Source organism: Flectobacillus roseus (assembly GCF_030056595.1).
In the GTDB taxonomy this organism is placed as follows: domain Bacteria; phylum Bacteroidota; class Bacteroidia; order Cytophagales; family Spirosomataceae; genus Flectobacillus; species Flectobacillus roseus.
Genome location: NZ_JASHIF010000016.1, coordinates 67,669 through 90,388, shown reverse-complemented (window position 1 = coordinate 90,388; position 22,720 = coordinate 67,669). Strand labels below are relative to the sequence as shown.

19 protein-coding genes are annotated in these 22,720 nt (G+C 37.7%); 3 read left to right on the top strand and 16 right to left on the bottom strand.

What is annotated here, in order from left to right; genetic code table 11:
• Positions 1 to 57: 57 nt before the first annotated feature.
• The 15 genes from murC to rplM all read right to left on the bottom strand — a co-directional run bounded on the left by murC (position 58) and on the right by rplM (position 13,781).
• A complete protein-coding gene (gene murC / locus QM524_RS17570; RefSeq protein WP_283345568.1) occupies positions 58 to 1,431 on the bottom strand; it encodes a UDP-N-acetylmuramate--L-alanine ligase in 1,374 nt (457 codons plus the stop codon).
• A gap of 309 nt (positions 1,432 to 1,740) precedes the next feature.
• Positions 1,741 to 2,211 (bottom strand): CYTH domain-containing protein, encoded by a 471-nt coding sequence (locus QM524_RS17565; protein ID WP_283345567.1) that lies wholly within the window; start codon positions 2,209 to 2,211, stop codon positions 1,741 to 1,743.
• Positions 2,212 to 2,214: 3 nt separating this feature from the next.
• The gene (locus tag QM524_RS17560) at positions 2,215 to 3,222 is read right to left on the bottom strand and encodes a Gfo/Idh/MocA family oxidoreductase (RefSeq protein WP_283345566.1); all 1,008 of its coding nucleotides are present in this window, start codon (positions 3,220 to 3,222) and stop codon (positions 2,215 to 2,217) included.
• Between the two features lie 29 nt (positions 3,223 to 3,251).
• Positions 3,252 to 4,340 carry an undecaprenyldiphospho-muramoylpentapeptide beta-N-acetylglucosaminyltransferase gene (gene murG, locus QM524_RS17555; RefSeq protein WP_095161655.1) on the bottom strand — a complete coding sequence of 363 codons (1,089 nt, stop codon included), beginning with the start codon at positions 4,338 to 4,340 and terminating at the stop codon, positions 3,252 to 3,254.
• 66 nt (positions 4,341 to 4,406) lie between these two features.
• Positions 4,407 to 5,555, bottom strand: a complete 1,149-nt coding sequence (locus QM524_RS17550; protein WP_166578626.1) for an FtsW/RodA/SpoVE family cell cycle protein — start codon at positions 5,553 to 5,555, stop codon at positions 4,407 to 4,409.
• A gap of 37 nt (positions 5,556 to 5,592) precedes the next feature.
• The gene (murD, locus tag QM524_RS17545) at positions 5,593 to 6,936 is read right to left on the bottom strand and encodes a UDP-N-acetylmuramoyl-L-alanine--D-glutamate ligase (RefSeq protein ID WP_283345565.1); all 1,344 of its coding nucleotides are present in this window, start codon (positions 6,934 to 6,936) and stop codon (positions 5,593 to 5,595) included.
• Positions 6,937 to 7,173: 237 nt separating this feature from the next.
• Positions 7,174 to 7,506 (bottom strand): large conductance mechanosensitive channel protein MscL, encoded by a 333-nt coding sequence (mscL, locus tag QM524_RS17540; protein WP_095161353.1) that lies wholly within the window; start codon positions 7,504 to 7,506, stop codon positions 7,174 to 7,176.
• A 19-nt stretch (positions 7,507 to 7,525) separates the two neighbouring features.
• Positions 7,526 to 8,431, bottom strand: coding sequence for a DUF3078 domain-containing protein (locus QM524_RS17535; protein ID WP_095161352.1), 906 nt, complete (start codon positions 8,429 to 8,431; stop codon positions 7,526 to 7,528).
• Between the two features lie 58 nt (positions 8,432 to 8,489).
• On the bottom strand, positions 8,490 to 9,332 hold the full coding sequence (locus QM524_RS17530; protein WP_095161351.1) for a mechanosensitive ion channel family protein: 843 nt from the start codon (positions 9,330 to 9,332) through the stop codon (positions 8,490 to 8,492).
• 37 nt (positions 9,333 to 9,369) lie between these two features.
• On the bottom strand, positions 9,370 to 9,573 hold the full coding sequence (locus QM524_RS17525; RefSeq protein WP_095161350.1) for a hypothetical protein: 204 nt from the start codon (positions 9,571 to 9,573) through the stop codon (positions 9,370 to 9,372).
• Positions 9,574 to 9,608: 35 nt separating this feature from the next.
• Positions 9,609 to 10,214 carry an RNA polymerase sigma factor gene (locus tag QM524_RS17520; protein ID WP_095161349.1) on the bottom strand — a complete coding sequence of 202 codons (606 nt, stop codon included), beginning with the start codon at positions 10,212 to 10,214 and terminating at the stop codon, positions 9,609 to 9,611.
• Between the two features lie 441 nt (positions 10,215 to 10,655).
• Entirely contained in the window at positions 10,656 to 11,489 is an 834-nt protein-coding gene (gene tsf / locus QM524_RS17515) for a translation elongation factor Ts (RefSeq protein ID WP_095161348.1), read from the bottom strand.
• Positions 11,490 to 11,908: 419 nt separating this feature from the next.
• On the bottom strand, positions 11,909 to 12,721 hold the full coding sequence (gene rpsB, locus QM524_RS17510) for a 30S ribosomal protein S2 (RefSeq protein ID WP_095161347.1): 813 nt from the start codon (positions 12,719 to 12,721) through the stop codon (positions 11,909 to 11,911).
• A gap of 167 nt (positions 12,722 to 12,888) precedes the next feature.
• Positions 12,889 to 13,278 carry a 30S ribosomal protein S9 gene (gene rpsI / locus QM524_RS17505; RefSeq protein WP_095161346.1) on the bottom strand — a complete coding sequence of 130 codons (390 nt, stop codon included), beginning with the start codon at positions 13,276 to 13,278 and terminating at the stop codon, positions 12,889 to 12,891.
• Between the two features lie 59 nt (positions 13,279 to 13,337).
• Positions 13,338 to 13,781, bottom strand: a complete 444-nt coding sequence (rplM, locus tag QM524_RS17500; protein ID WP_095161345.1) for a 50S ribosomal protein L13 — start codon at positions 13,779 to 13,781, stop codon at positions 13,338 to 13,340.
• Positions 13,782 to 14,237: 456 nt separating this feature from the next.
• On the opposite strand from rplM, the gene QM524_RS17495 reads away from it, so the two are divergent.
• Together QM524_RS17495 and QM524_RS17490 are read left to right on the top strand one after the other, a co-directional pair.
• Positions 14,238 to 16,295 carry a S9 family peptidase gene (locus tag QM524_RS17495; RefSeq protein ID WP_283345564.1) on the top strand — a complete coding sequence of 686 codons (2,058 nt, stop codon included), beginning with the start codon at positions 14,238 to 14,240 and terminating at the stop codon, positions 16,293 to 16,295.
• A gap of 135 nt (positions 16,296 to 16,430) precedes the next feature.
• Entirely contained in the window at positions 16,431 to 17,225 is a 795-nt protein-coding gene (locus tag QM524_RS17490) for an SDR family oxidoreductase (RefSeq protein WP_283345563.1), read from the top strand.
• A gap of 241 nt (positions 17,226 to 17,466) precedes the next feature.
• On the opposite strand, the gene QM524_RS17485 is transcribed toward QM524_RS17490, so the two are convergent.
• Positions 17,467 to 18,795, bottom strand: coding sequence for an amidohydrolase (locus tag QM524_RS17485; protein ID WP_283345562.1), 1,329 nt, complete (start codon positions 18,793 to 18,795; stop codon positions 17,467 to 17,469).
• 665 nt (positions 18,796 to 19,460) lie between these two features.
• On the opposite strand from QM524_RS17485, the gene QM524_RS17480 reads away from it, so the two are divergent.
• Positions 19,461 to 22,703: a SusC/RagA family TonB-linked outer membrane protein gene (locus QM524_RS17480; RefSeq protein ID WP_283345561.1), complete on the top strand. Its 3,243-nt coding sequence runs from the start codon at positions 19,461 to 19,463 to the stop codon at positions 22,701 to 22,703.
• Positions 22,704 to 22,720: the final 17 nt, after the last annotated feature.

Below are 22,720 nucleotides of genomic sequence, written 5' to 3'. Positions count from 1 at the left end.
AATCGGTGATTAACTTATTTCAAATTGAATATTTTTTTATAGTAGATACCTCTTTTTTTATTGAGCGGTTAACATCTCCTTAATTGGAGCCAAAAGAGTATCAATATCTCCAGCCCCAATTGTCACTAGCAAGTCTAAATCTTTCGTTTTAAGCACGTTCAACAAATCTTGCTTAGCAACCATTTGTTTGTTATCAATAGTCACTTTATCAAAAATAATTTGCGAAGTAACTCCCTCAATTGGTAGCTCTCTTGCAGGATAAATATCTAATAATAAAAGCTCATCAGCCAAACTTAAACTTTCGGCGAAACCCTCTTGGAAGTCTCTTGTACGAGTAAACAAATGTGGCTGAAATACCGCCGTAAGTTTACGGGTAGGATACAGCGCTTTTACAGAACGTAAAAAAGCCTCAATTTCTGTTGGGTGGTGTGCATAATCATCAATAAACACTACGTTTTCTTGACGGACATGGTATTCAAATCTGCGTTTTACTCCCTTAAATGTATTGATTCCATCACGAATTTCATCAGCACTCAAACCTACAGTTAAACATGCCGCTGTAGCTGCCAATGCATTTTCGACATTATGAAATCCTGGCGTAAGTAATTTACAATCTTTGATTTCTCCATCTGGATACACGATATCAAAGACCATCTCTGCATTTTCAATGCGAAGGTTACTCACATGATATTGCCCACCATCGAGCGAAAACTCAGCCGAGTTCTTTGTGTAATTCTCCAACTCCAAGCCTTTTCGCTGAAACAATCGACCACCTTCTTTAATTTGTCCGACATACATTCTAAAAGAGTCCAATACATGATTGTGATCTCCATAAATATCTAAGTGGTCGGCATCGGTAGAAGTTACAATAGCAACATCGGGATGCAAGGTCAAAAACGAACGGTCAAACTCATCCGCTTCAATAACGCATGCCAAAGGATTTGGCGCACTACTAATCAAAAAGTTGGTTCCGTAGTTTTGCGTTATGCCTCCCAAAAATGCCGTAATATCACGATTTGCATTTTTAAGAATATGAGCAATCATCGAAGAGGTTGTGGTTTTACCGTGCGTACCCGCCACGCCAATCGTAAACATATTTTGCGTGAGAAGTCCCAATACCTGCGAGCGCTTCATCAGCGTAAAGCCATTTTCCTGAAAATAATTCAACTCGGTATGATTCTTTGGAATAGCAGGGGTATAAACTACAAGGGTTTGACTCGTATCTGCCAAATATTCACTTGGAATAAGTTCAATGCTATCTTCGAAATGAACTTTTGCACCTTCTTTTTCCAAAGCTTGAGTTAGTGGTGTAGCTGTTTTGTCATAACCAGCCAATTGATATCCGTTGGCAATGAACCAGCGCGCAATTGCTGACATACCGATTCCACCTATTCCTAAGAAATATACGTATTTGAGTTGTTGTAAGTTCACGATATAGTGTTTGGTTAATGTTAATTAAGTAAGTGGCAACATAAAATTCAACTATTTGGCATTCGGCTATGGGCTCTCGGCATAAATATTTCTCATAAATTCATAGAAAATCTTCTGCCTAATACCTACAGCTTATACCCTAAAGCATTTTAACGCCATCCTATTTTGCATTAATACTGGAGTTATTAAACAATATTAACTTTACTGCCTCTATGCTAAAAGTTTGACGGTATCTTTGAGGAAACCATGGAAACATTTTTGCCAAATGCCCATTGTCGACAGCTAGTACCCAATAGCTATAATTTTGCTCTATTGCCATGACGAATAAGGCTCAATACTTAGTCTTGAATTGTAATAACGAGGGTCGTCTGTAACTTCAGTCTGTACCCAAGTAGGTAGGTCAAATGTTTCTGTTTCTGAGCTAAGCTCTATTTCGGCAACAATTAAGCCTTCGTTGGCTCCTTTAAATACATCGACTTCCCAAGTTTTTCCTTCGTGAGTAATGAGATATCTGTACTTTTCAATGTTTTGTTGCGTAAAATTATCTAACAATGCCAGTGCTTCATCTTTAGGTATCTCATATTCAAACTCTAAGCGACTCATTCCTTGAGTTTTTCCTTTAATTGTAATAAAGCCTTTATCATTGGTAGCTCTCACTCTCAAAGTTTTTTCAGGATCGGTAGAAAGATACCCTTGTTTTAAGAAGTTGGGTATTGGTTTATCCAATTCATGCCATAATTCATGATTTACCAAAAACTTTCTTTCTATTTCTACAGCCATGATTTATAGTTGTTTTACGGCCTCAATAATTTTAATTTGCTCAAGTACCAATTCTGGTTTTATCAACAACTCTTTTCCTTCTGCAATGGCTTCATATAAGTTTTGGAAAAGTAATCCCCAATTACCAACTTCCGTTTCCACTTTTCCTTTGATAACTACATCGCCAATATTCGAATAGATTGCTCCTTGATTTTCGATAGGCTCAACGCCAAACCCTGCCATCTGTGGTAATAAGTCTGCCTTCAAATGATCTTCTTGATGGTCTATACCGTATTTCACAAATGAACCTGCTGTACCGTTAATTCTATAGCGAGGGCTTTCTTCTCTTACTAATAAACTTGAGGATAGCTTTACCGTCATTGTGTCATAAGATAAATAAATATCAAATGCATCGTCAATCAATGAGCCTTCTCGCTGGGTATATGTTTGCCCCCAAACTTTTTGGGGCACTCCAAACAATACTAAAGCTTGGTCAAGAATATGTGGTCCTAAGTCATAAATAATACCGCTTCCCGGCGATGGTGTTTCTTTCCATTTTTTGGGATTAAGTACAGGCTTATAACGGTCGTATCTCACTTCATAACTTACGATATCACCTAATAATTTGGCTTTCAAAATTTTTTGTACTGTCAGAAAATCAGAATCAAATCTGCGATTTTGAAACACAGAAAGTACCTTATTTTGCTGTTTGGCCAATAGAATCAGCTCCTCTGCTTCTTGGCTAGTACTAGCAAGAGGCTTTTCTACCAAAACATGCTTATTGGCTAATAAAGCTTTTTTAGCATATTCATAATGAGTAGCATTCGGACTTGCAATACTCACTAAATCGATAGTCGAATCTGCCAAAACATCTTCGATTGAAGATACGATCTGAGCTTCAGGGTATAACTCCTTTGCCAAGGCATTGGATGTTATAATAGTTTTGAGATGATAATTAGAATTTGCCGTAATGAATGGTGCCTGCAAATAACGTCCAGAAAGACCAAATCCCACCAATGCTATATTTATCATAGTTGAGTCGAAAATAAGTAAAAGAATGTCTATTTTACCAAGCTAAGCACTTGTTGAGCAATCTCAATAGCGGCATTAGGCTTACCTAATTTTAGAATATTATCGATGAGCGTACTTTGTTTTTGTTTATCATGTAATAAATCCAAAGCAACCTTCACGAGTTCTTCTCTTGCATGTACATCTTTAACAAGTATGGCAGCATTATTTTCTACTAAACTCATAGCATTTTTTGTTTGGTGATCTTCAGCAGCAGTCGGAAGAGGCACTAAAATAGACGGTTTGCCAGCCAAACAAAGTTCTGAAACAGACAGCGCTCCTGCACGCGACACAACAATGTCGGCCATAGCATAAGCCAAATCCATCTCATAAATAAAATCAGAGACATATACCTTGCCAGTAAATACTTCAGCAGCTTTTTTGGCTCTTTCGATATAGAGCTTACCTGTTTGCCAAACTACTTGGCAACCTTCATTAACAAGACTTGTTAGGCCACCATCGATACTTTCATTGATGGTTTTGGCACCTTGGCTTCCTCCTATTACTAACACGGTTGGTTTATCGGGCTGTAGTCCAAAATGCTCAAACGCTTGCTGGCGCTTAGACGCCACATTGAGTATATCTTTTCTTACGGGATTACCTGTCATCTGAATTTTAGATGCAGGAAAAAACTGTTCCATTTTTGGGTATGCCACACATATTTTCTTGGCGTTTTTGGCTAAGAATTTATTGGTAATACCCGCGTAAGAGTTTTGTTCTTGAATTAAAATAGGAACATTGGCAAAAGAAGCTGACAATAGTAGTGGCCCAGAAGCATAGCCTCCTACCCCTACCGCTACATCAGGATGAAAGTCTTTTACAATTTTTCTTGCTCGTAGCAAGCTCGATATGAGCTTTAGAGGAAAACCTAAGTTTGCCAGCATATTCGAGCGGTTGATGCCTGCAATTGGTAAACCAATAATAGGATACCCAGCCTTGGGTACTTTTTCCATCTCCATTTTTCCTTCAGCACCTACAAAAAGTACTTCAACGGCGGGATTAATTTCTTTGAGGGCGTTAGCAATTGCTATGGCAGGATAAATATGACCTCCTGTACCACCGCCTGAAATAATTACTTTTATGGCTTTCACAAGTTGTATTATTTTTCAATTAAACCTTAAAGATAATGATTACTTATAAATCTCTTATTAGAGAGCTGCATCTTTCACTTTATCTCTACTCACCGATATAATAATCCCAACTGTAATACCTGTAAAAATCAAGGAGCTCCCTCCCCAACTTAATAATGGCAAGGGTTGACCCGTAACAGGCCCTAAACCTGTAGCTACCGACATATTGACCATCGCCTGTATAACCAAACTAAAAGTAAGTCCTGCCGAAAGTAGCCCTCCAAAGGCTCGCCCAGAGCTATCGACGGCCTTCATTCCTCGATACAAAAACCACAAGTAAAGTCCTAATACAAAAATGCCTCCGAGCATTCCCCATTCCTCAATGATAATAGAATACACAAAATCTGAATCGGCTTGAGATAGGAAATATCGTTGTTGGCTTTTGCCAGGTCCTTTGCCAGTAAGTCCTCCGTTGGCAATAGCAAAGAAACTTCGTTCTATTTGGTAATCGCTATCTTTATCAGCACCGGGTTTCTTTTTACCTTTGATACCATCAACATAATTTGCAATACGATTACGAGCTGTCTCGATACGACTACCTGTACCTGTCATCACCAAAATTGTTCCCATCATAAAAAGTCCCATCATAGTGTACACTAAATATTGTACAGGTACTCTACCAAAGAACATTAGTAAAAAACATGTTGAAAACAGCAACGCCGACGTAGATACATTGGTCAAAGCGATACAGGTACAAACCATGAGAATTTTTAAAATCATAGGTAACAATTCTACAAAGGTGTATTCTACATGCTGGCGCTTGGCCAACATTCCTGCCAAATTGGTAATCAGCGAAAGTTTGGCCAAATCGGATGGCATAAAAGTCATTCCTATCAATGGTACACGTACCCAACGGCGGGCATCGTTGATGGAAACTCCGTATTTGTAAGTATAAATTAGTAGCGCTATCGAAAGAAACACACAAAAGTTGGAAACGGTGGCAAATTTATGGTAGTCAAATTTGTGAAAATACCACATTGCGCCTAAGCTTGCTACTACAATAGCGGTATGTTTCACTAAAAATGAGAAAGTACCTTGGCCCGACAATATGGCTAATTTTCCTGTAGCGCTAAATACTACAATGATACTACACATTGATAGAAAGGCTACAATTGTCCAAATCTGATAGTCCCCTTCAAGGTTTTTTTTCAGCCAATTAGTTATCATAGTTGATAGAATTCTATGGGTATTAAGTAAAGTAGGATTATTTCAGATTGGGTAATTCTTTGACAGCTTGCTTAAATTGGCGACCTCTGTCTTCATAATTTTTGAACAAATCAAAACTGGCACAAGCTGGTGATAAGAGTACTACATCGCCCTCAACTGCTAAGTTTGCTGCTGTTTCCACAGCCTCTTTCATAGATTTTGTATCAAAAATTAAAGGTACTTTTTTACCAAAATAATCAAACAATTTATGATTATCTGTTCCCATACATACAAGGGCCTTGACTTTGTTTGCCACTAACTCATCTATTTGGCTATAGTCGTTACCTTTATCAACTCCTCCCATTATTAATACAATAGGCTCATTAAAACTTCCTAGTGCATAAAATACTGAGTCTACGTTCGTGGCCTTCGAGTCATTCACAAAAGAAACTCCATTTACAATTCCAGCTGGTTCTAAGCGGTGCTCTACACTTTGGAAAGAAAGTAAGCCCGTAGTAATTTGCTCATCGCTCAATCCGATGGCTTGGGACGCTAACACGGCACAACTTGCATTGATGCTATTATGGGTACCTTTGATTGGTAATTTTTCTATTTCAATCTGAAAATCTCTTTCTTGAAATTTAGCCTCCAAAATACCATTTTGCACAAATGCTCCTTGAGCTACCTCTTCCTGAATTGAAACTGGCAAGTGGTTGACTGAATATGTTTTTTGGGTCAGTTCTTTCGCTAATGCTTCACTTTCTTGAAAATAAATAAAATGGTCTGTGGCCGTCATATTCTGCAAAATACGGAATTTGGAATTCACGTAGTTTTGGAAATTATACTCATAACGGTCAAGGTGGTCGGGTGTAATGTTCAATAAAATGGCAATATCAGCCTTGAAATTATAGCAATTGTCAAGCTGAAAACTCGAAAGCTCCAGCACAAAATAATCGAAAGTATCCTCAATCACCTGTTTCGCGAAACTATCCCCCACATTTCCAGCTAGACCAACCTTCAATCCTGCCGATTTGAGAATATGATACGTTAGAAGCGTAGTGGTAGTTTTACCATTACTTCCAGTTATAGCAATAATTTTCGCTTTGGTATATCTTGAAGCAAACTCTATTTCTGATATAATAGGTTTGCGCAAAGACTTTAACTTTTTAATTAATTCAACTTTATCAGGAATCCCAGGGCTTTTGATAATTTCATCGGCATCCAAAATAAACTCCTCATTGTGTTGTCCCTCTTCGTAAGGAATATCATTTTGCTCTAAAATTTCTTTGTACTTGTCAGACAAGGCTGATTTATCAGATAAAAAAACCTCATATCCTTTACTTTTTGCCAACAAAGCTGCACCTACGCCACTTTCTCCACCTCCTAAGATTACAATTTTCATAACAGTTTTATTTTTGGGATAAAGCTTTAATTCATTTTGTTTTTGTATCAAACCACCAATATAAGCCCATCAAAAAGTACTCATTTTGTATCAGTGTCAAATCTTTCTGCATGAAAGACTTTTTGACGTTGCAAAATAATCAAAAAGCGCTTTACCAAATATGCTTTAAAAAATAAAAAACAAAAGTCTGACGCCATTAGCATCAGACTTTTGTTGAAAATCGAAATCTTTGATGATTTATTCAAATTTCTTTTCTGTCAAACCTGCTTTATTTGCAGCCTTAATGACCAAGAAAATCACCCATGCTACGATAAGGAAATTGACCGAAATCTGAACAAAACTACCAAATTTCATGGCTACTTCTGCTTGGTTTTCTGCAGGGTTTGCAGCTTTTAGCACGACCTTCCAAGAAGAAAAATCGATTCCGCCAAGAAATAAGCCAACCACTGGCATTAAAATATCCTCAACAAGTGAGGTAGTAATTTTGCTAAATGCTCCACCTATTACAACCCCCACTGCCAAATCAAGCACATTACCCTGAGAGATAAAACTTTTAAATTCTTTTAACATCGGTAGTTTAGTTTAGAAATCATGGAAAAGTATATAAAAGACCAATACCCAAGTTTTGAGCTACTTGTAAATTAGCACTTTGATCTTGGAAATACATAGCAATGATATCAAATGTAGTGCTTATGTATTTATTAACCTTGGCTGTAAATTTCGCATCTAAGCGATTATCCATTGCTGCGAGGTCATTGTATTTCACAAACAATGCATAACGCGCCTTTAGATTAATATTCTTTGCTACATCTTTATCCAACGTTGCAACTATCTGCATCAAGGCTACTTCATTTTTAATGTTTTTGCCATCTGGTACACCATATCGCTCTCCTGTTTTGGTAAACGCAATTTTATTGTCCGCGATGATAGTCTGACGAAGGGCTCCAGGAGCAAAAGACATATTAAAGACTTTTGAAGGTTTCCATTCAAGACCTATAGATTCGGTTATGTACGCAGGAGAGAACAAATTCGAAACCAAAATATCGGGTTTATAGGTAGTTCCATCTGGAAGTGTCACATCAGCGCCTGCTCCATAGTTATAGCCCTTTGAAAATTGCGATTGAAAGTTGAGGTTGGCGATAAACAACCATTTAGGAGAAATTTTATTTCCTAGTTTAGTATCAAAGAATACCCTATCTATTGTTTTTCTTAAACCACTTCCATTATCCTGTAAGCCATACTGCATTTGTAAATCATTTACCCAGTTGACTCTCCCCTTATTATATTCACCTTTTGCATTAAAAAATACGTTGAACCCTACAGATCCTTTCGCACCTTGAACAGAACTCCAAGCTCCATTAAAACTAGCTTGGTTGAAGTTGGCACCAAAAGAGGTTTTCTTTTTCCAGTAAGAAGTATCTTTTTTTGCCTCTTGTGCTCTTATAGCACAACCTACACTTAAAATTGAGAGTGTTAATAAAATTTTTTTCAGCATGGCTCTAATATGTATTGATTGTAGAATTTCCACTCTCCTTCTCAACACAAATCTGGCACTACAGGTCTGATTCTACCTTTGAGTCATGTGTGAAAACTTCAATTCTTTCCTTTTGTAGTACATTCAAAGGTAAAATTGTCTGTGTTTCGCCAGTTTGTAATGTTAAAGAGGTGGTGTCAAACGAAACGATGGTACCTTTCACACCATTCACTTCGATGACTTGTCCTTCTTTGAATTTATTTTTGCTATAGAAGTTAGACAGGATATTTGTTAAAACGTCACGCGAGGCAAAACCATATCCTATGGCAAACGCTAAAACGACTCCTCCTATGATTAGATTGAAGCTCGATTCTAAAAGGCTAGTTTCGATACCGGCCTGTTTAAGAGAGGCGATCAACGCAATCACAAAGAAGAAGAAAAATACTATATTGCCAAGGAGCTTCGCAGAATCGATTTTAAACGAATTACATAAGTTTATTACCGTATTTTTTAGGGTATCTGCAATCATTAACCCAGCAAAAAGCAAAATAGCAGAAGCTATCAATTTGGGGATTAAATTAACTAAAGATGCGACCATATCTGTCAGTACTTGCATGCCTAACGTTTCGGTAGAGGCAGTAATAAATACCAACATGATAAAGTACTGTAACACTTTAGAGACGATCAAACTTAATTTCAACTCCCCAAATCGGGATATAACATCAATCTTATTTAGCTTGTCTCCTAGGCGATCAAATCCTGACTTTTCAAGGGCCGTTTTTAAGATTCGACTTACAAGTTTTGAAACGATTGAACCCACAATCAATAGAATAGTAGCTCCAAGTAGTTTCGGTACAAAACCTGTTAACTGCTCTAATAATTTACGAAATGTATCAATTAAAATGTCTTGGATGTTTGGCATGATCAATAAATGCGATTATAATAATGAAAGTAAAGAGCTATAATTCATCTTTAGGTGTAATAGTAGAGTCACCTCGTTGTGTATTCAACGAAGCAGTTATGGTATTGATGAAATTACCAACAAACAAATCTATGATGATAGAAGTGTTGCGAATTGTATCAATCTCTGATACAAGAGCTCGCTTGAGACTTTCTGGAGCCTTTTCCGAAGATTCTAAATCTTTAAAGGGGTTTTCAGCCATATCTATTTAAGTAATTAGCGTATTTGGAACCAAATTTAGTCATTTCCAAATAGTAAGCTAAGTGCTTTAGCGATAATTATTCCCCAAATAAGCGTTGATTCAAGGTAAACTTTTCTGATTTTTTCTTTGGCTCTAAGCAAGCGCATTTTCACTGCACTTTCAGATATGTCTAAGGTAGATGATATTTCCTTAATAGATAAATCATCCTGATACTTCATCATCAGAATAGATTTTTCCTCTGGTTGCATTTGAGATAAGGCTTTACGAAGTTTTGTTGCTTCCATTTCAGCCAATTCTGCTCCTTCGTCATAGTCCTCTACGTCGAAGTTTTCATCCATCAAGGTTTCTGAATAACGCTTAGCCAGTCGAGTTTGATCAATACAGTAGTTATAAGTAATCGAATATAGCCATGTTGAAAACTTAGCAGTTTCCTTATACGATGATATATTCATCACTAATTTTAGAAAGATGTCGTGTGCGAAGTCTTCGGCACGCGCTTCATCTTTTACAAATGATAGGCATTTGCGATATACTTTATCTGAATATCTATCATATAAATGCTCAAAATAGATATTCTTTTGAGTTTCGATAAAAAGCTTCACGAGCTTTTCATCAGTTTCTTTTTTAAGATTAGCTTTCATTAGCAGACTTTGATTTAGCTCAGGCGGATTTCATATAGTTTTACTGAAAAAGATAGTGTTTATTATTTAATTATTATCATTTGTCTACATAATATTAAGGAAGGCAAGTTACAAAAAACTTCGTACAAATAGGGTGGCGTTCCCTAAATCTTATTAATCGTCACTTCCTCCTTTGGGTATTCGCATGAAAATAATCTAATACACCTGTTATTTAATCACTAAGCAACTCCTAATTTACTGATTATAAAGCTATTGACGTTAAAAATACCAATTATGCTACAATTATATTTAACAAAGTAGTTAATCGATGAATATAACTGATAAATGTCGAATAAAAGAAATAAAAACTCTGTATTTTATATAAATAAAGTGTATCAACTGAAATAAAAAATAAGAGCCTCTTTTGGGGAGGCTCTTAGTAAAAATATCGTATTCAAGCGATTATGCTAAAGCAATACGTTTGAATTCTGTGATTGTCAAACCTTTTTGAGTTTGTTCCAACAATTGTTTGATGTTGATAGATGAATCTTTCACAAACTGTTGGTTCAACAAAGTAGATTCTTTGTAGAATTTCTCTAATTTACCTACTGCGATTTTTTCCAACATAGCTTCTGGCTTCCCTTCAGCACGAGCTTGGTCTTTACCGATTTCGATTTCACGCTCGATTGTAGCAGCATCAACACCGTCTTTGTCCAAAGCAACTGGTTTCATTGCAGTGATTTGCATAGCGATATCTTTACCTACTTCTAGAACATCAACACCAGAAGTGTTAGCAAATGCTACCAATACACCGATTTTGTTGTTTGAGTGAATATAAGAAACTACTTTCTCAGCAGTTACGTTTTCGTAACCAGCGATAGTAATTTTTTCACCAATTTTACCAGTCAATTCGATAATATTTTCTTCTGCAGTACGTCCGTCAGACAATGTAGCTGCCAATACTTCTTCTTTAGTAGCAGCATTGTTTGATACTGCAGCTTCCAACAAAGCAGAAGCCAAGTTATTGAAATCAGCTACTTTAGAAACTGGTTCAGTTTCACAAGCCAAAGCAAGTAATTTACCATTTGAACCATCTTCGCTGATAGAGATCAATACAACACCTTCATTAGTAGCATTGTCAGCACGCTTAGCTGCAACTTTTTGTCCAGCTTTACGAAGAATATCGATAGCGGCTTCAAAATCGCCATTAGCTTCAGTTAGGGCTTTTTTGCAATCCATCATGCCCGCACCTGTCATTTGTCTTAGTTTATTAACGTCTGCTGCTGTAATAGCCATCGTTTTGTATATTTTAAGATTAAAATTTCTATTAAACTTTTAAGCTTTGAAAGTATCAATAATTAATAGTGCAAAACTAGATTTAAGTTATGTGTTTAGACAACAGGCACAAGGCAAAGAGTGTTAAAATGTTTTAATAACCACGCACACGCTTTTTTCCAAAGCCCACCGCCAAAAGTCGTTACCTGAAAGCTTAAACCACAATCTTAAATTTTATTTTGCGTACTAACTTACTTTTAGTAATAGCCTTTTCGTAACAATTACTTATTTCTTAATAGCCTCCCAAAACTAACAGAATAGCCCACAGAAAACTATGGGCTATTCAAATGGTAATAATTATTTCATTGACACTTAATAACTTAAGAATATCAGTGTCAATCTACGAAAGAAAGTTTACAGGCTTATAGCCCCATTTGCTATTAAGCTTCTTCTTCTTTTTCGTATTTAGCTGCTAATTTCGCTGCTTCGCGTGCTGCTTCTTCTTCCTCTGCAACTTTCTTTGCCTCTTCTTCTTCAGCGATACGAGCATCGTCTTTATCTTGCTTACGCTCCATCAAACCTTCTTCGATAGCCTTACCAATAGCTAAAGTAATCAAAGCGATTGATTTGTAAGCGTCATCGTTTGCTGGAACTGGGAAGTCTACTAAATCAGGGTTTGAGTTAGTATCGCACATAGCGAAAACTGGAATACCCAAACGTTTTGCTTCAGCAACTGCAATGTGCTCACGCTTAACGTCAACTACGAACAAAGCAGCAGGAAGACGAGTCAAATCAGTGATACCACCTAATACTCTTTCCATTTTCTCTTTGTCACGAGTCATCATCAAACGCTCACGTTTAGCCAATGCCTTGAAAGTTTCTTCGTCTTTCAACATCTTTTCAATCTGTCCCATCTTCTTGATAGATTTACGAACAGTTGCAAAGTTTGTCAACATACCACCCAACCAACGGTCAGTAACGAAAGGCATTTTCAAACGACGTGCTTCTTCAGAAACAATCTCTTGAGCTTGTTTCTTTGTAGCTACGAACATTACTTTACGTCCAGAACGAACGATTGCTTTAATAGCAGTACATGCTTCGTCCAAACAAGCCAAAGTCTTGTTCAAGTCGATGATGTGAATGCCATTTTTCTCCATAAAGATGTATGGAGCCATTCTTGGATCCCACTTACGTGTTAAGTGTCCGAAGTGAACACCAGCATCCAATAAGTTTTTGTATTCTAATTGTGCCATTTGTGTATTGTTGAAATGAATTCAACACTAAATGATGAAAAAAAATATGAGTAAATAATCGCTGTGGGCATCGGTCACTGCAAGCCTAACAGCAATAAGCATTTGGCATACGAATAACAAGCAGACCATTGCTGGACTGAAATTCGTATACCAAAAGCCGTAAAATATTAACGTTTCGAGAACTGGAATCTACGACGTGCTTTACGACGACCTGGTTTCTTACGTTCTACCATACGAGGGTCACGAGTCAAGAAGCCTTCTTTCTTCAATGGAGGACGCAATTCGCTATCGATTTCTTGCAATGCTCTAGAGATAGCCAAACGGATTGCTTCTGCTTGTCCTTTGATACCACCGCCATCAACGTTTACTTTAACATCGTAAGTACCTTCAGTTTTTGTTAAAGCGAAAGGTTGGTTAACGATGATTTGTAAAATTTCTGATGGAAAATATTCTTTAATTTCACGACCGTTGATGATGATTTCGCCCTTACCTGGAGTCATGTAAAGACGCGCAACAGCCGTTTTTCTTCTTCCTAATGTATTAGTTACTTCTGCCATTGTTTTATAGAGAAGTTATCGGTCATAGTGGCGCTCCCAACTACAACTAATAACGATTATTAGAATTTAATTTCTTTTGGTTGTTGAGCTACGTGTGGGTGTTCAGTACCTGCATAAACGTGCAAGTTTGTGAACAAACGACGACCTAGACGGTTTTTGGGAAGCATACCTTTTACTGCTGCTTCAACAACGCCTCTAGGGTTTTTGCTCAACACTTCTCTTGGAGTAGCAAAACGCTGACCACCTGGATAACCAGTGTGACGAGTGTAAACTTTATCAGTTAATTTCTTGCCAGTAAAACGGATTTTATCAGCATTGATTACGATAACGTTATCACCACAGTCAACATTCGGAGTGTAGCTTGGCTTGTGTTTACCACGTAAGATTTTAGCAATCTCAGAAGTTAAACGACCTACGATTTGGTTTTCTGCATCTACGATTACCCATCCCTTCTCTACGGTAGCTTTGTTAGCTGAGATGGTTTTGTAACTTAAAGTATCCACTTTTGTTCTAAGTTTTAATGTTATGAATCATCTTTTACAGATGACGGAATACACCTGATTTTCAATGATTTTGCCTTATTTCCTTTCTGAACGGGCATCCAGTCGAAAATGGGAATGCAAAATTACTGAATATCATGGCGATATACAAATAATTACAAGGAAAATTTTCGCATAAAAGCCTATTCTTTCTATTTTTCTTCTCGATTGATTTGCACCTCTTTAGCACAGCGACTTGGTCGTAAAGGAGATTTTTATAGACCTTGATTTCGCTTTGGAATCTTCCCTCTAAATATTGGCTACTTAGAACTTGCCTATATCTTGTTCAAGATTTATCTAAGAAAACTTTATCTTTGAATAATGCGTTTAGCTCATGACCTACATTGAGGTTAAATGTGAATTATTTTATTTATCAAAAACTTTACTGTTTTTACTCAGTCTGACAATTCCATAAATTCTATGAACATTCAAGGTATTCCAGCGCCCAAGGCTCCTATCAAACCTTACCCTATGACCATCCACGAGGATACTCGTGTGGATAATTATTATTGGTTAAATGACCGTGAAAATCCAGAAGTAATCACCTACCTTGAAGCAGAAAATGCTTATACAGAAACGGTTATGTCTCCAACTAAAGCTTTTCAAGAGGAGCTTTTTGAAGAAATGAAAGGTCGAATAAAAGAGCAGGATGAATCTGTACCTTACCGCGATGGAGAATACTACTATTACTCTAAATATATCGAAGGTGGGGAATATCCTTTGTATTGTCGAAAAAAACATTCGATGGACGCGGATGAGGAAGTGCTACTGGATGGTAATGCCCTTGCAGAAGGTCATGACTATTTCTCGATTGGTGGCTATGATATTTCGGACAATGACCAAATACTGGCGTATAGCATTGACACAATCAGCCGTCGTAACTATACGCTTTATTTTAAAAATCTTCAAACAGGCGAACTATACACTGAAACAATAGAAAATACGGAAGGTGGAGCTTACGCTTGGGCAGCCGACAATCAAACGATTTTTTATCTGCAACGTGACCCTCAAACTTTATTGGCTTCAAAAGTTTATCGTCATAAATTAGGCACATCAGTCTCTGAGGATGTTTTGGTGTATACCGAGGAAGACCCACAATTTTATATGGGATTGGGGCGTATGAAATCTAAAAAATATATCGTTTCGGTTTCTGACCACAACGGTGTTTCTACAGAGTATCGCTTGTTGGAGGCATCAAACCCTGATGGTGAATTCAAAGCCTTTTATCCGCGTCAGCATGGATTGCAATATTCGATTGAACATTTTGAGGACAAGTTCTACATTCGTACAAATGCGGGAGACGCAACGAACTTTAAACTAATGGAAGTTCCTGAAAATGAATCGTATAATATCGAAAACTGGAAAGAAGTAATCGCGCATCGTGAAGATACTTACTTGGAAGGTATAGATGTTTTTCGTCGTCATTTGGTGTTAACTGAACGTAGCCATGCACTCATTCATTTGAGAGTCATTGACCAAAGTACACAAAAAGAGCATTATTTGAATTTTGGTGAACCTGCCTATGATGCAGGTGTTGGATACAATCCTAACTTTGATACTGATTTGCTTCGCTTTCATTATACTTCATTGACTACTCCTAGTTCGGTATTTGATTATAATATGGATACACAGGAGAAGACGCTCATGAAGGAACAAGAAGTTCTTGGTGTATTCAATAAAGAAGATTATCAAACCGAAAGGCTTTTTGCGACTGCACGTGATGGTGTGCAAGTGCCTATTTCGATTGTCTATAAAAAAGGATTCAAGAAAGATGGTTCGCAACCTTTGTTACAGTATGCGTATGGCTCATATGGCTATTCTATCGATCCGTATTTCTCTGCTGCACGTTTAAGTTTGTTGGACAGAGGTTTTGCCTTTGCCATTGCCCATATCCGAGGGGGACAAGAAATGGGACGTCCTTGGTATGAAAATGGGAAGATGCTTCAAAAGAAAAATACATTCTTTGATTTTATTGATGTTTCAGAGTATTTGATCCAAGAAAAATGGACTTCGAAAGATAAGCTTTTTGCCAACGGCGGCTCAGCAGGTGGTTTATTGATGGGTGCAATTATCAACTATCGTCCAGACTTATATAAAGGTATCTTAGCAGCAGTGCCTTTCGTAGATGTTGTTACAACCATGTTAGATGAAACTATTCCGCTTACGACAGGAGAATGGGAAGAATGGGGTAATCCTAAAGAAAAAGTATATTATGATTACATGAAGTCATATTCACCATACGACAATGTAGTAGCACAAGATTACCCAAATATGTTGGTCACAACAGGCTTGCATGATTCGCAGGTTCAATATTGGGAGCCAGCCAAATGGGTAGCCAAGCTGAGAGAGTTAAAAACTGACAATAATATCTTACTTATGCACTGTGATATGTCGACAGGGCATGGTGGCGCATCGGGACGCTTCCAAAGATTTAAAGAAGTTGCTCGAGATTATGCCTTTGTTTTAAGTTTGGTGTAAAAAAAGGGGTATCAGGTACAATGCTATATCATTTTTCGAAAAATATCAACTTCGTAAAAAAACAAATACCATAAGTATTACCTGATAGCCCAAACAACTATTCCAAAATACGTTTATTCCGCTCATAATAATACTATGTATCTCGACCAAAAAGTCATTTGGATTACAGGAGCTTCCTCAGGGATTGGGGAAGCGCTAGCACTGGAGTTGGCAAAAATGCCTGTCAAATTAGTCTTGTCTGCCCGACGAAAAGATGAGCTAGACAGAGTTGCAGCACTTACAGGATTACCACCAAAAGATATTTTGGTTTTACCTCTCGATATGTTAGATATATCGTCGATGTCACAAAAAGTAGAGGAAGTGATACATCATTTTGGTCATATTGATATCGTAATACAAAATGCTGGAGTGTCTCAACGTTCGATGGTGAAGGATACCGTTTTTCAGGTATATCGAGATTTAATGGAGATAAACTTCTTTAGCGTAGTAGCTTTGACACAAGCAATTTTACCGCATTTTACCCAAAGACAATCAGGACATTTTGTAGCCATCAGTAGTGTGGCCGGCAAAATTGGAACGCCGTTACGTGGCGGTTATGGCGCCACCAAACATGCTGTAATTGCCTTTTTCGACTCATTAAGAGCAGAGGTTTTTCCAGACAATCTTCATGTAACTGTTGTTTGTCCGGGCTATATCAAGACGCAAATTTCGTTTAATGCTCTTTCTGGTGACGGTAGTAAACATAACCAAATGGATGCCAATCAGGCAAAAGGGATGCTACCAGATGAATGTGCACGCCGAATCATACAAGCAATAATTGCCAAAAAATCGGAAGTATATGTCGGTGGATGGTACGAAGTATTAGGGGTGTATCTCAAACGCTTCTTTCCAAATTTCGTTTACAGAACTTTACGATTAAAAAAATCATAATGATAGGAAACATAGGTTATCCCTAATTTAGTGAGTGGGTGATTAAGTAAAAATTTGTATTCCATCAGTAGAGACGCAATGATTGCGTCTCTAGCCATTCATATCTAACATAGTAGCATCAAAAAAGCGGTCGAAAACCTATTTTTCGACCGCTTTTTTGATAAAAACTGAAAGAATAATCTCAATCCTAAAAATTAGGGATGACTTATGTTTTCTTTATCAGTAAACTGCATTTACTAGTTTACTTTCCTGTAGTATTGATAGCTTTTCCAGCATTCATTTCCATGTAATCGAGTGTTAGGTTGGTCATGGCTTTCATACCTAATACAAAACCACCTTCGTCGATATAGAAATCTGGGGTGTGATGTGAAGCTGTCTCAGACTCTTTCTTGCCTTTTGGAGCACCACCAAGGAAGAAGAACAACCCCGGTACTTTTTCTTGATAAAAAGCAAAGTCTTCTGCGCCAGTAGCTGCTGAAGTCAAGAACACATTTTCTTTTCCAGCAACTGCTTCCAGCGTTGGAACCATCTTTTCTGTCAAAGAAGGATCATTAAAGGTTACAGGGCACATTTTGGTAATACTTACTTCTGCAATCGCACCAGCACTTTCAGCAATATTTGTGGCCACCTGCTTCATTCGAGCATGAATCATATCTTGAACCTGCGTATCAAGCGTACGAATGGTTCCATTCATATTCAATTCTTCAGGAATGATATTACTACGAACACCTGCATTGATTTGACCAACCGTAACAACTGCTGCCGACTCTGTAAGTGGAGCGTTACGACTGACAATGGTTTGTAAACCCATCACGATTTGTGAGGCAGTAACAATAGGGTCGATACCTTGCCAAGGAGTAGCACCATGTGCTTGCTTGCCTTTTAATTTAATTTTGAACCAATCCGAAGCAGCCATAGTACCTTTAGGACGGTAACGAATTGTTCCGACAGGTGCTTGTGCACTAATATGAAGTCCGAAAACAGCGTCAACTTTAGGGTTTTCAAGTACACCCTCTTTTACCATCAAGCCTGCACCACCCTCTTCACCTTCAGGAGCGCCTTCTTCAGCAGGTTGGAAAATAAACTTAACTGTACCTTTCAGCTCACTTTTCATACTTGCCAAAATTTCGGCAGTACCCATCAAAATAGCCACGTGCGAGTCATGACCACATGCATGCATAACGCTTACGGGTTGTCCGTTGTATTCACCCATTGCCTTTGAAGCAAAAGGGATATCTACTCTTTCCTTTACAGGTAAAGCATCCATATCGGCGCGCAAAGCAACCACAGGTCCAGGCTTTCCTCCTTTCAGAATACCTACCACACCTGTTTTAGCAACTCCCGTTTGTACTTCAATTCCTAGAGAACGAAGGTGAGCTGCTACTTTTTCAGAAGTCTTAAATTCGCGATTACTTAATTCAGGATTTTGGTGAAAGTCACGACGCCACGTTACAACTTTAGACTCAAGAGCTTGTGCTTTTTGTGCCACTTTGGCTTTGAGTGCTGCAGTTTGAGCAAATGACATAAAGGCGCCAAGGAGTAAAGCACCAGAAAGTACTATTTTTTTCATGGAATGTGTTAAGGTTTGTTTGATGACATTTAGACCTAGTGTAATGTCAGATTTTGGTATTACGCTTTTATGAAATTAAGAAGTAATTGATAATATTCCAAGAATAATCCGTCTGGAAGAATAGCCACGCTTGAATTACCCTCTCGCAGAAGAATACTACTCTGATAGTCTAATCATGGCAATAGACACTAAATCATTGACGTATACTTAAAGATAGTTACCCTTAATACGTCTACACATTTTGAACTATTCTATTAATAAACAATGACTCAACTGAATTGTACTTTGGGAGGTTAAAATAAGGATTTAGAGCTCAGTTAGTTAATCTTTCTCCTAAGAATCAGGACAAATGAAATCTTAGAATAATACTATTATTATTTAGAGAATTGGATTTTAAAATGTATATTTATCGTAATCGGTCGTTATTTGCATAAATATATTTTCATCTTTTATCCAACCATTTTACAAACAAAATATTATTAATTAGTGTTATTGAATTAGAGTAACATTTTAAGGCAAACTTTCAAATATGTAAAATATTACCTGCAAAAATTTAATGTTTCAACATATAAAATTTGGTTTAGAAGTTTTTCTGTTTGTATTTTTGTTCTAGTTGGAGATTATTCCAAAGTCAGTTTAGTATTAACAAACTAAAAAATTGTCACATGAAAAGAAAGCTACTAATGAGCTTTGTTTTGGTGTTGTCGCTTATATTTAGCACAATCGCCCAAGACATAGCAATTTCAGGAAAGGTAACTTCATCAGAAGATGGTTCGACACTAGCAGGTGTCAATGTTACTATCAAAGGGTCTTCGAAAGGAACCACCACTGCTTCAGATGGTTCTTATCGTATCAGCGCTCCTGCAAAGTCAGTTTTGATTTATAGTTTTGTTGGGTTCAACTCGCAAGAAATCGCAGTTGGTTCAAAAACTATCATCAATGTTACTTTGAAATCATCTACTACTGACCTCGACGAAGTTGTTATCGTAGGTTATGGTACACAAGCAAAAAATAAAGCTACTTATTCAGTATCATCGATTAAGAGTGACGAGTTGAAAAACCTTCCAGTTACAGGTGTTGACCAAGCTATGCAAGGTCGTGCTGCAGGTGTATTGGTTACTTCAAACTCAGGTACTCCTGGTGGTGGTGTTACAGTACGTCTTCGTGGTGGTAGCTCAATCACAGCAAGTAACGAGCCTTTATATGTAGTAGATGGTATTCCAATCAACACTGGTAGTTATTCACAGTTAGGATTTGGTAACCAGTCTTCCAATGCATTGAATGACATCGCACCAAACGACATCGAATCTATCGACATTTTGAAAGATGCAGCGGCAGCGGCTATTTATGGTTCACGTGCAGCGAATGGTGTTGTTTTGATTACGACTAAAAAAGGTAAAGCAGGTAAAACTCAAGTTAACTTCAACTACTATACAGGTTTTGGACAAAAATCAGGAAACAAGCTAACTCCTATTTCTGGTGCTGAAGAAACAAAGTTGTTGCAAGAAATGGTAATTAACCGTTATGGTGTATATAACAGTGCAGGCGGATTAACAACTCCAGGCTTTGGTACTGGAACAAGTGTATGGGCTTCGGCAGCAGACGCAGCAGCGTGGTTCTGGCAATCAGACAGTAACACTGGCGTAAATGCAGGTGGTCAGTTGTACACGATTGAATCTGCAGCTTCAAAGGCTAGAGGTATCCGTACAGTAAATGTATTCCAAAATCCATCACAGGCAATTAGCACAAACTGGCAAGATTTGATTTTCAGAAATGCTCCTATTAGCCAATATGATATCTCAGCGAGAGGTGGTAATGAAAAAACAACCTTCTTTGTCTCAGGATCATTATTTGACCAAAAAGGTATTATTTTAGGTTCAGATTATAAGCGTTTGGTAGGTAGAATTAATTTAGAGCATCAAATCAGCAAAAGAGTAAAAACTGGTGCTCAAATGTCATATACTCGTTCGTTACAAAATCGTATCAACAACGATAACAACATTTATGGTGTATTGAGTACCGCTATTTTGATGGCATCGGATATTCCTGTTCGTTTTGCAGATGGTTCTTATGGTAAAGATGCTTCATCTTCAACAGAAAACCCATTAGCAGCAGCCGTTGAGCCTTACAACTTATCAACAAGCGGACGTTTACTAGGTACTGTATTTGCAGAAGCAGCTTTGATAGATGGTTTGAAAATTAGGACAAACTGGAACTTAGATCAGGTATCATTCAAAGAAGATCGTTTCTTACCAAACACATTGAATGCTGCTTCAGGTTTGAACGGCTCGGCTACTGCAACAAACGGAGGTGAATTGAACTGGTCAACAAGTAACTACTTGACTTACAATCGTTCTTTCAACAATATCCATTCAATCTCTGCAACGGCGGGTGCTGACTACCAACAGTCAACATATGATTTTGTGTTAGCTTCATCAACCAACTTCCCTGGTAATGCTATCAAGAGAGTATCGGCAGGTGCTAACAAAACAGATGCAACGTCGGGTGGTACTTCATGGGGCTTGGTATCTTACTATGGCCGTTTGAACTACGACTATGATGGTAAATATTTGGTACAAGGTGTATTCAGAACAGATGCTTCTTCAAGATTTGGTGCTAACAACCGTTGGGGTACATTCCCTTCAATCTCGGTTGCATGGAGAGCATCTAAAGAAGAATTTATGGAATCGGTTCCAGCTATTAGTGATTTGAAAGTACGTGCTAGTTATGGTAAAACAGGTAACTCTGAAATCACCAACTTCGGTTCTTTAGGTCTATTTGGTAGTGGTGTTGCTTATCAGTTAAATGGAGCATTAGTTCCTTCTCAATTATCAAACCCTGATTTGAAATGGGAAACCACTACTACTTCAGAAGTTGGTTTGGACATTGGTTTGTTGAAAAATCGTCTTACTATCAACGCAGGGTATTACCACAAATACACGAATGACCTATTGTTGAACGCTACAATTCCAGCTACTTCTGGTTTTACTTCGGTTCTACAAAACATTGGTGAAATGCAAAACAACGGTTTTGAGTTAGGTATCTCTTCTGAAAATATCAAGGGTAAAGACTTTACTTGGAACACAAGTTTCAATATTACTTTCAACAGAAATAAAGTAATGAAAATCTTCAACGGAACACCAACTCCTTACGGTTTTGCAAGCTGGTTGGCAGAAGGCGAAGAGTTAGGTGCATTCAGAGGATATGTAGTAGAAAAAATCTTCCAATCTGCTGATGAAGTTGCAGCAGCTAACGCTGCGGCAAAAGCAAAAGGATTTGCTAACTATCAGGTAGCAACTACTGCTCCTGGTGATATCAAGTTCAAAGATTTGAACGGTGATGGTACTGTAAACTCAGCTGACCAACAAGTACTAGGTTCTGCTCAACCAAAATTCTTTGGTAGCTTAACAAACGACTTCACTTACAAAGGTTTTGACTTGAAAATTTTCGCACAGTTTGTATATGGCAACAAAATCTTGAATTATACTCGTAACTTCTCTGAAGGTATGAACGGTGTATTTGGACAAACAGATGCTGTATTGAATCGTTGGACTCCAACAAATACAAACACAGATATTCCAAGAGCTGTATATGGTGACCCTAACAACAACCGTCGTGTATCTGACCGTTTTATCGAAGATGGTTCATACTTGCGTTTGAAAAACGTGATTTTGGGTTACACATTACCTAAATCTGTAACAAACAAAGTTGGTATTGAGCGTGTAAGAGTTTATGCACAAGCACAAAACTTGTTGACATTTACTAATTACAAAGGCTTAGACCCAGAAGTAAGTACTTTCACAGCAGGAGCTAACGGTAACTCATCAGCTAACGCCGCTTTAGGTACAGATTTCTTGACTTTCCCACAACCTAGAACAATCACATTTGGTGTAAACTTAACTTTCTAGTAGTACAACCACTTGAT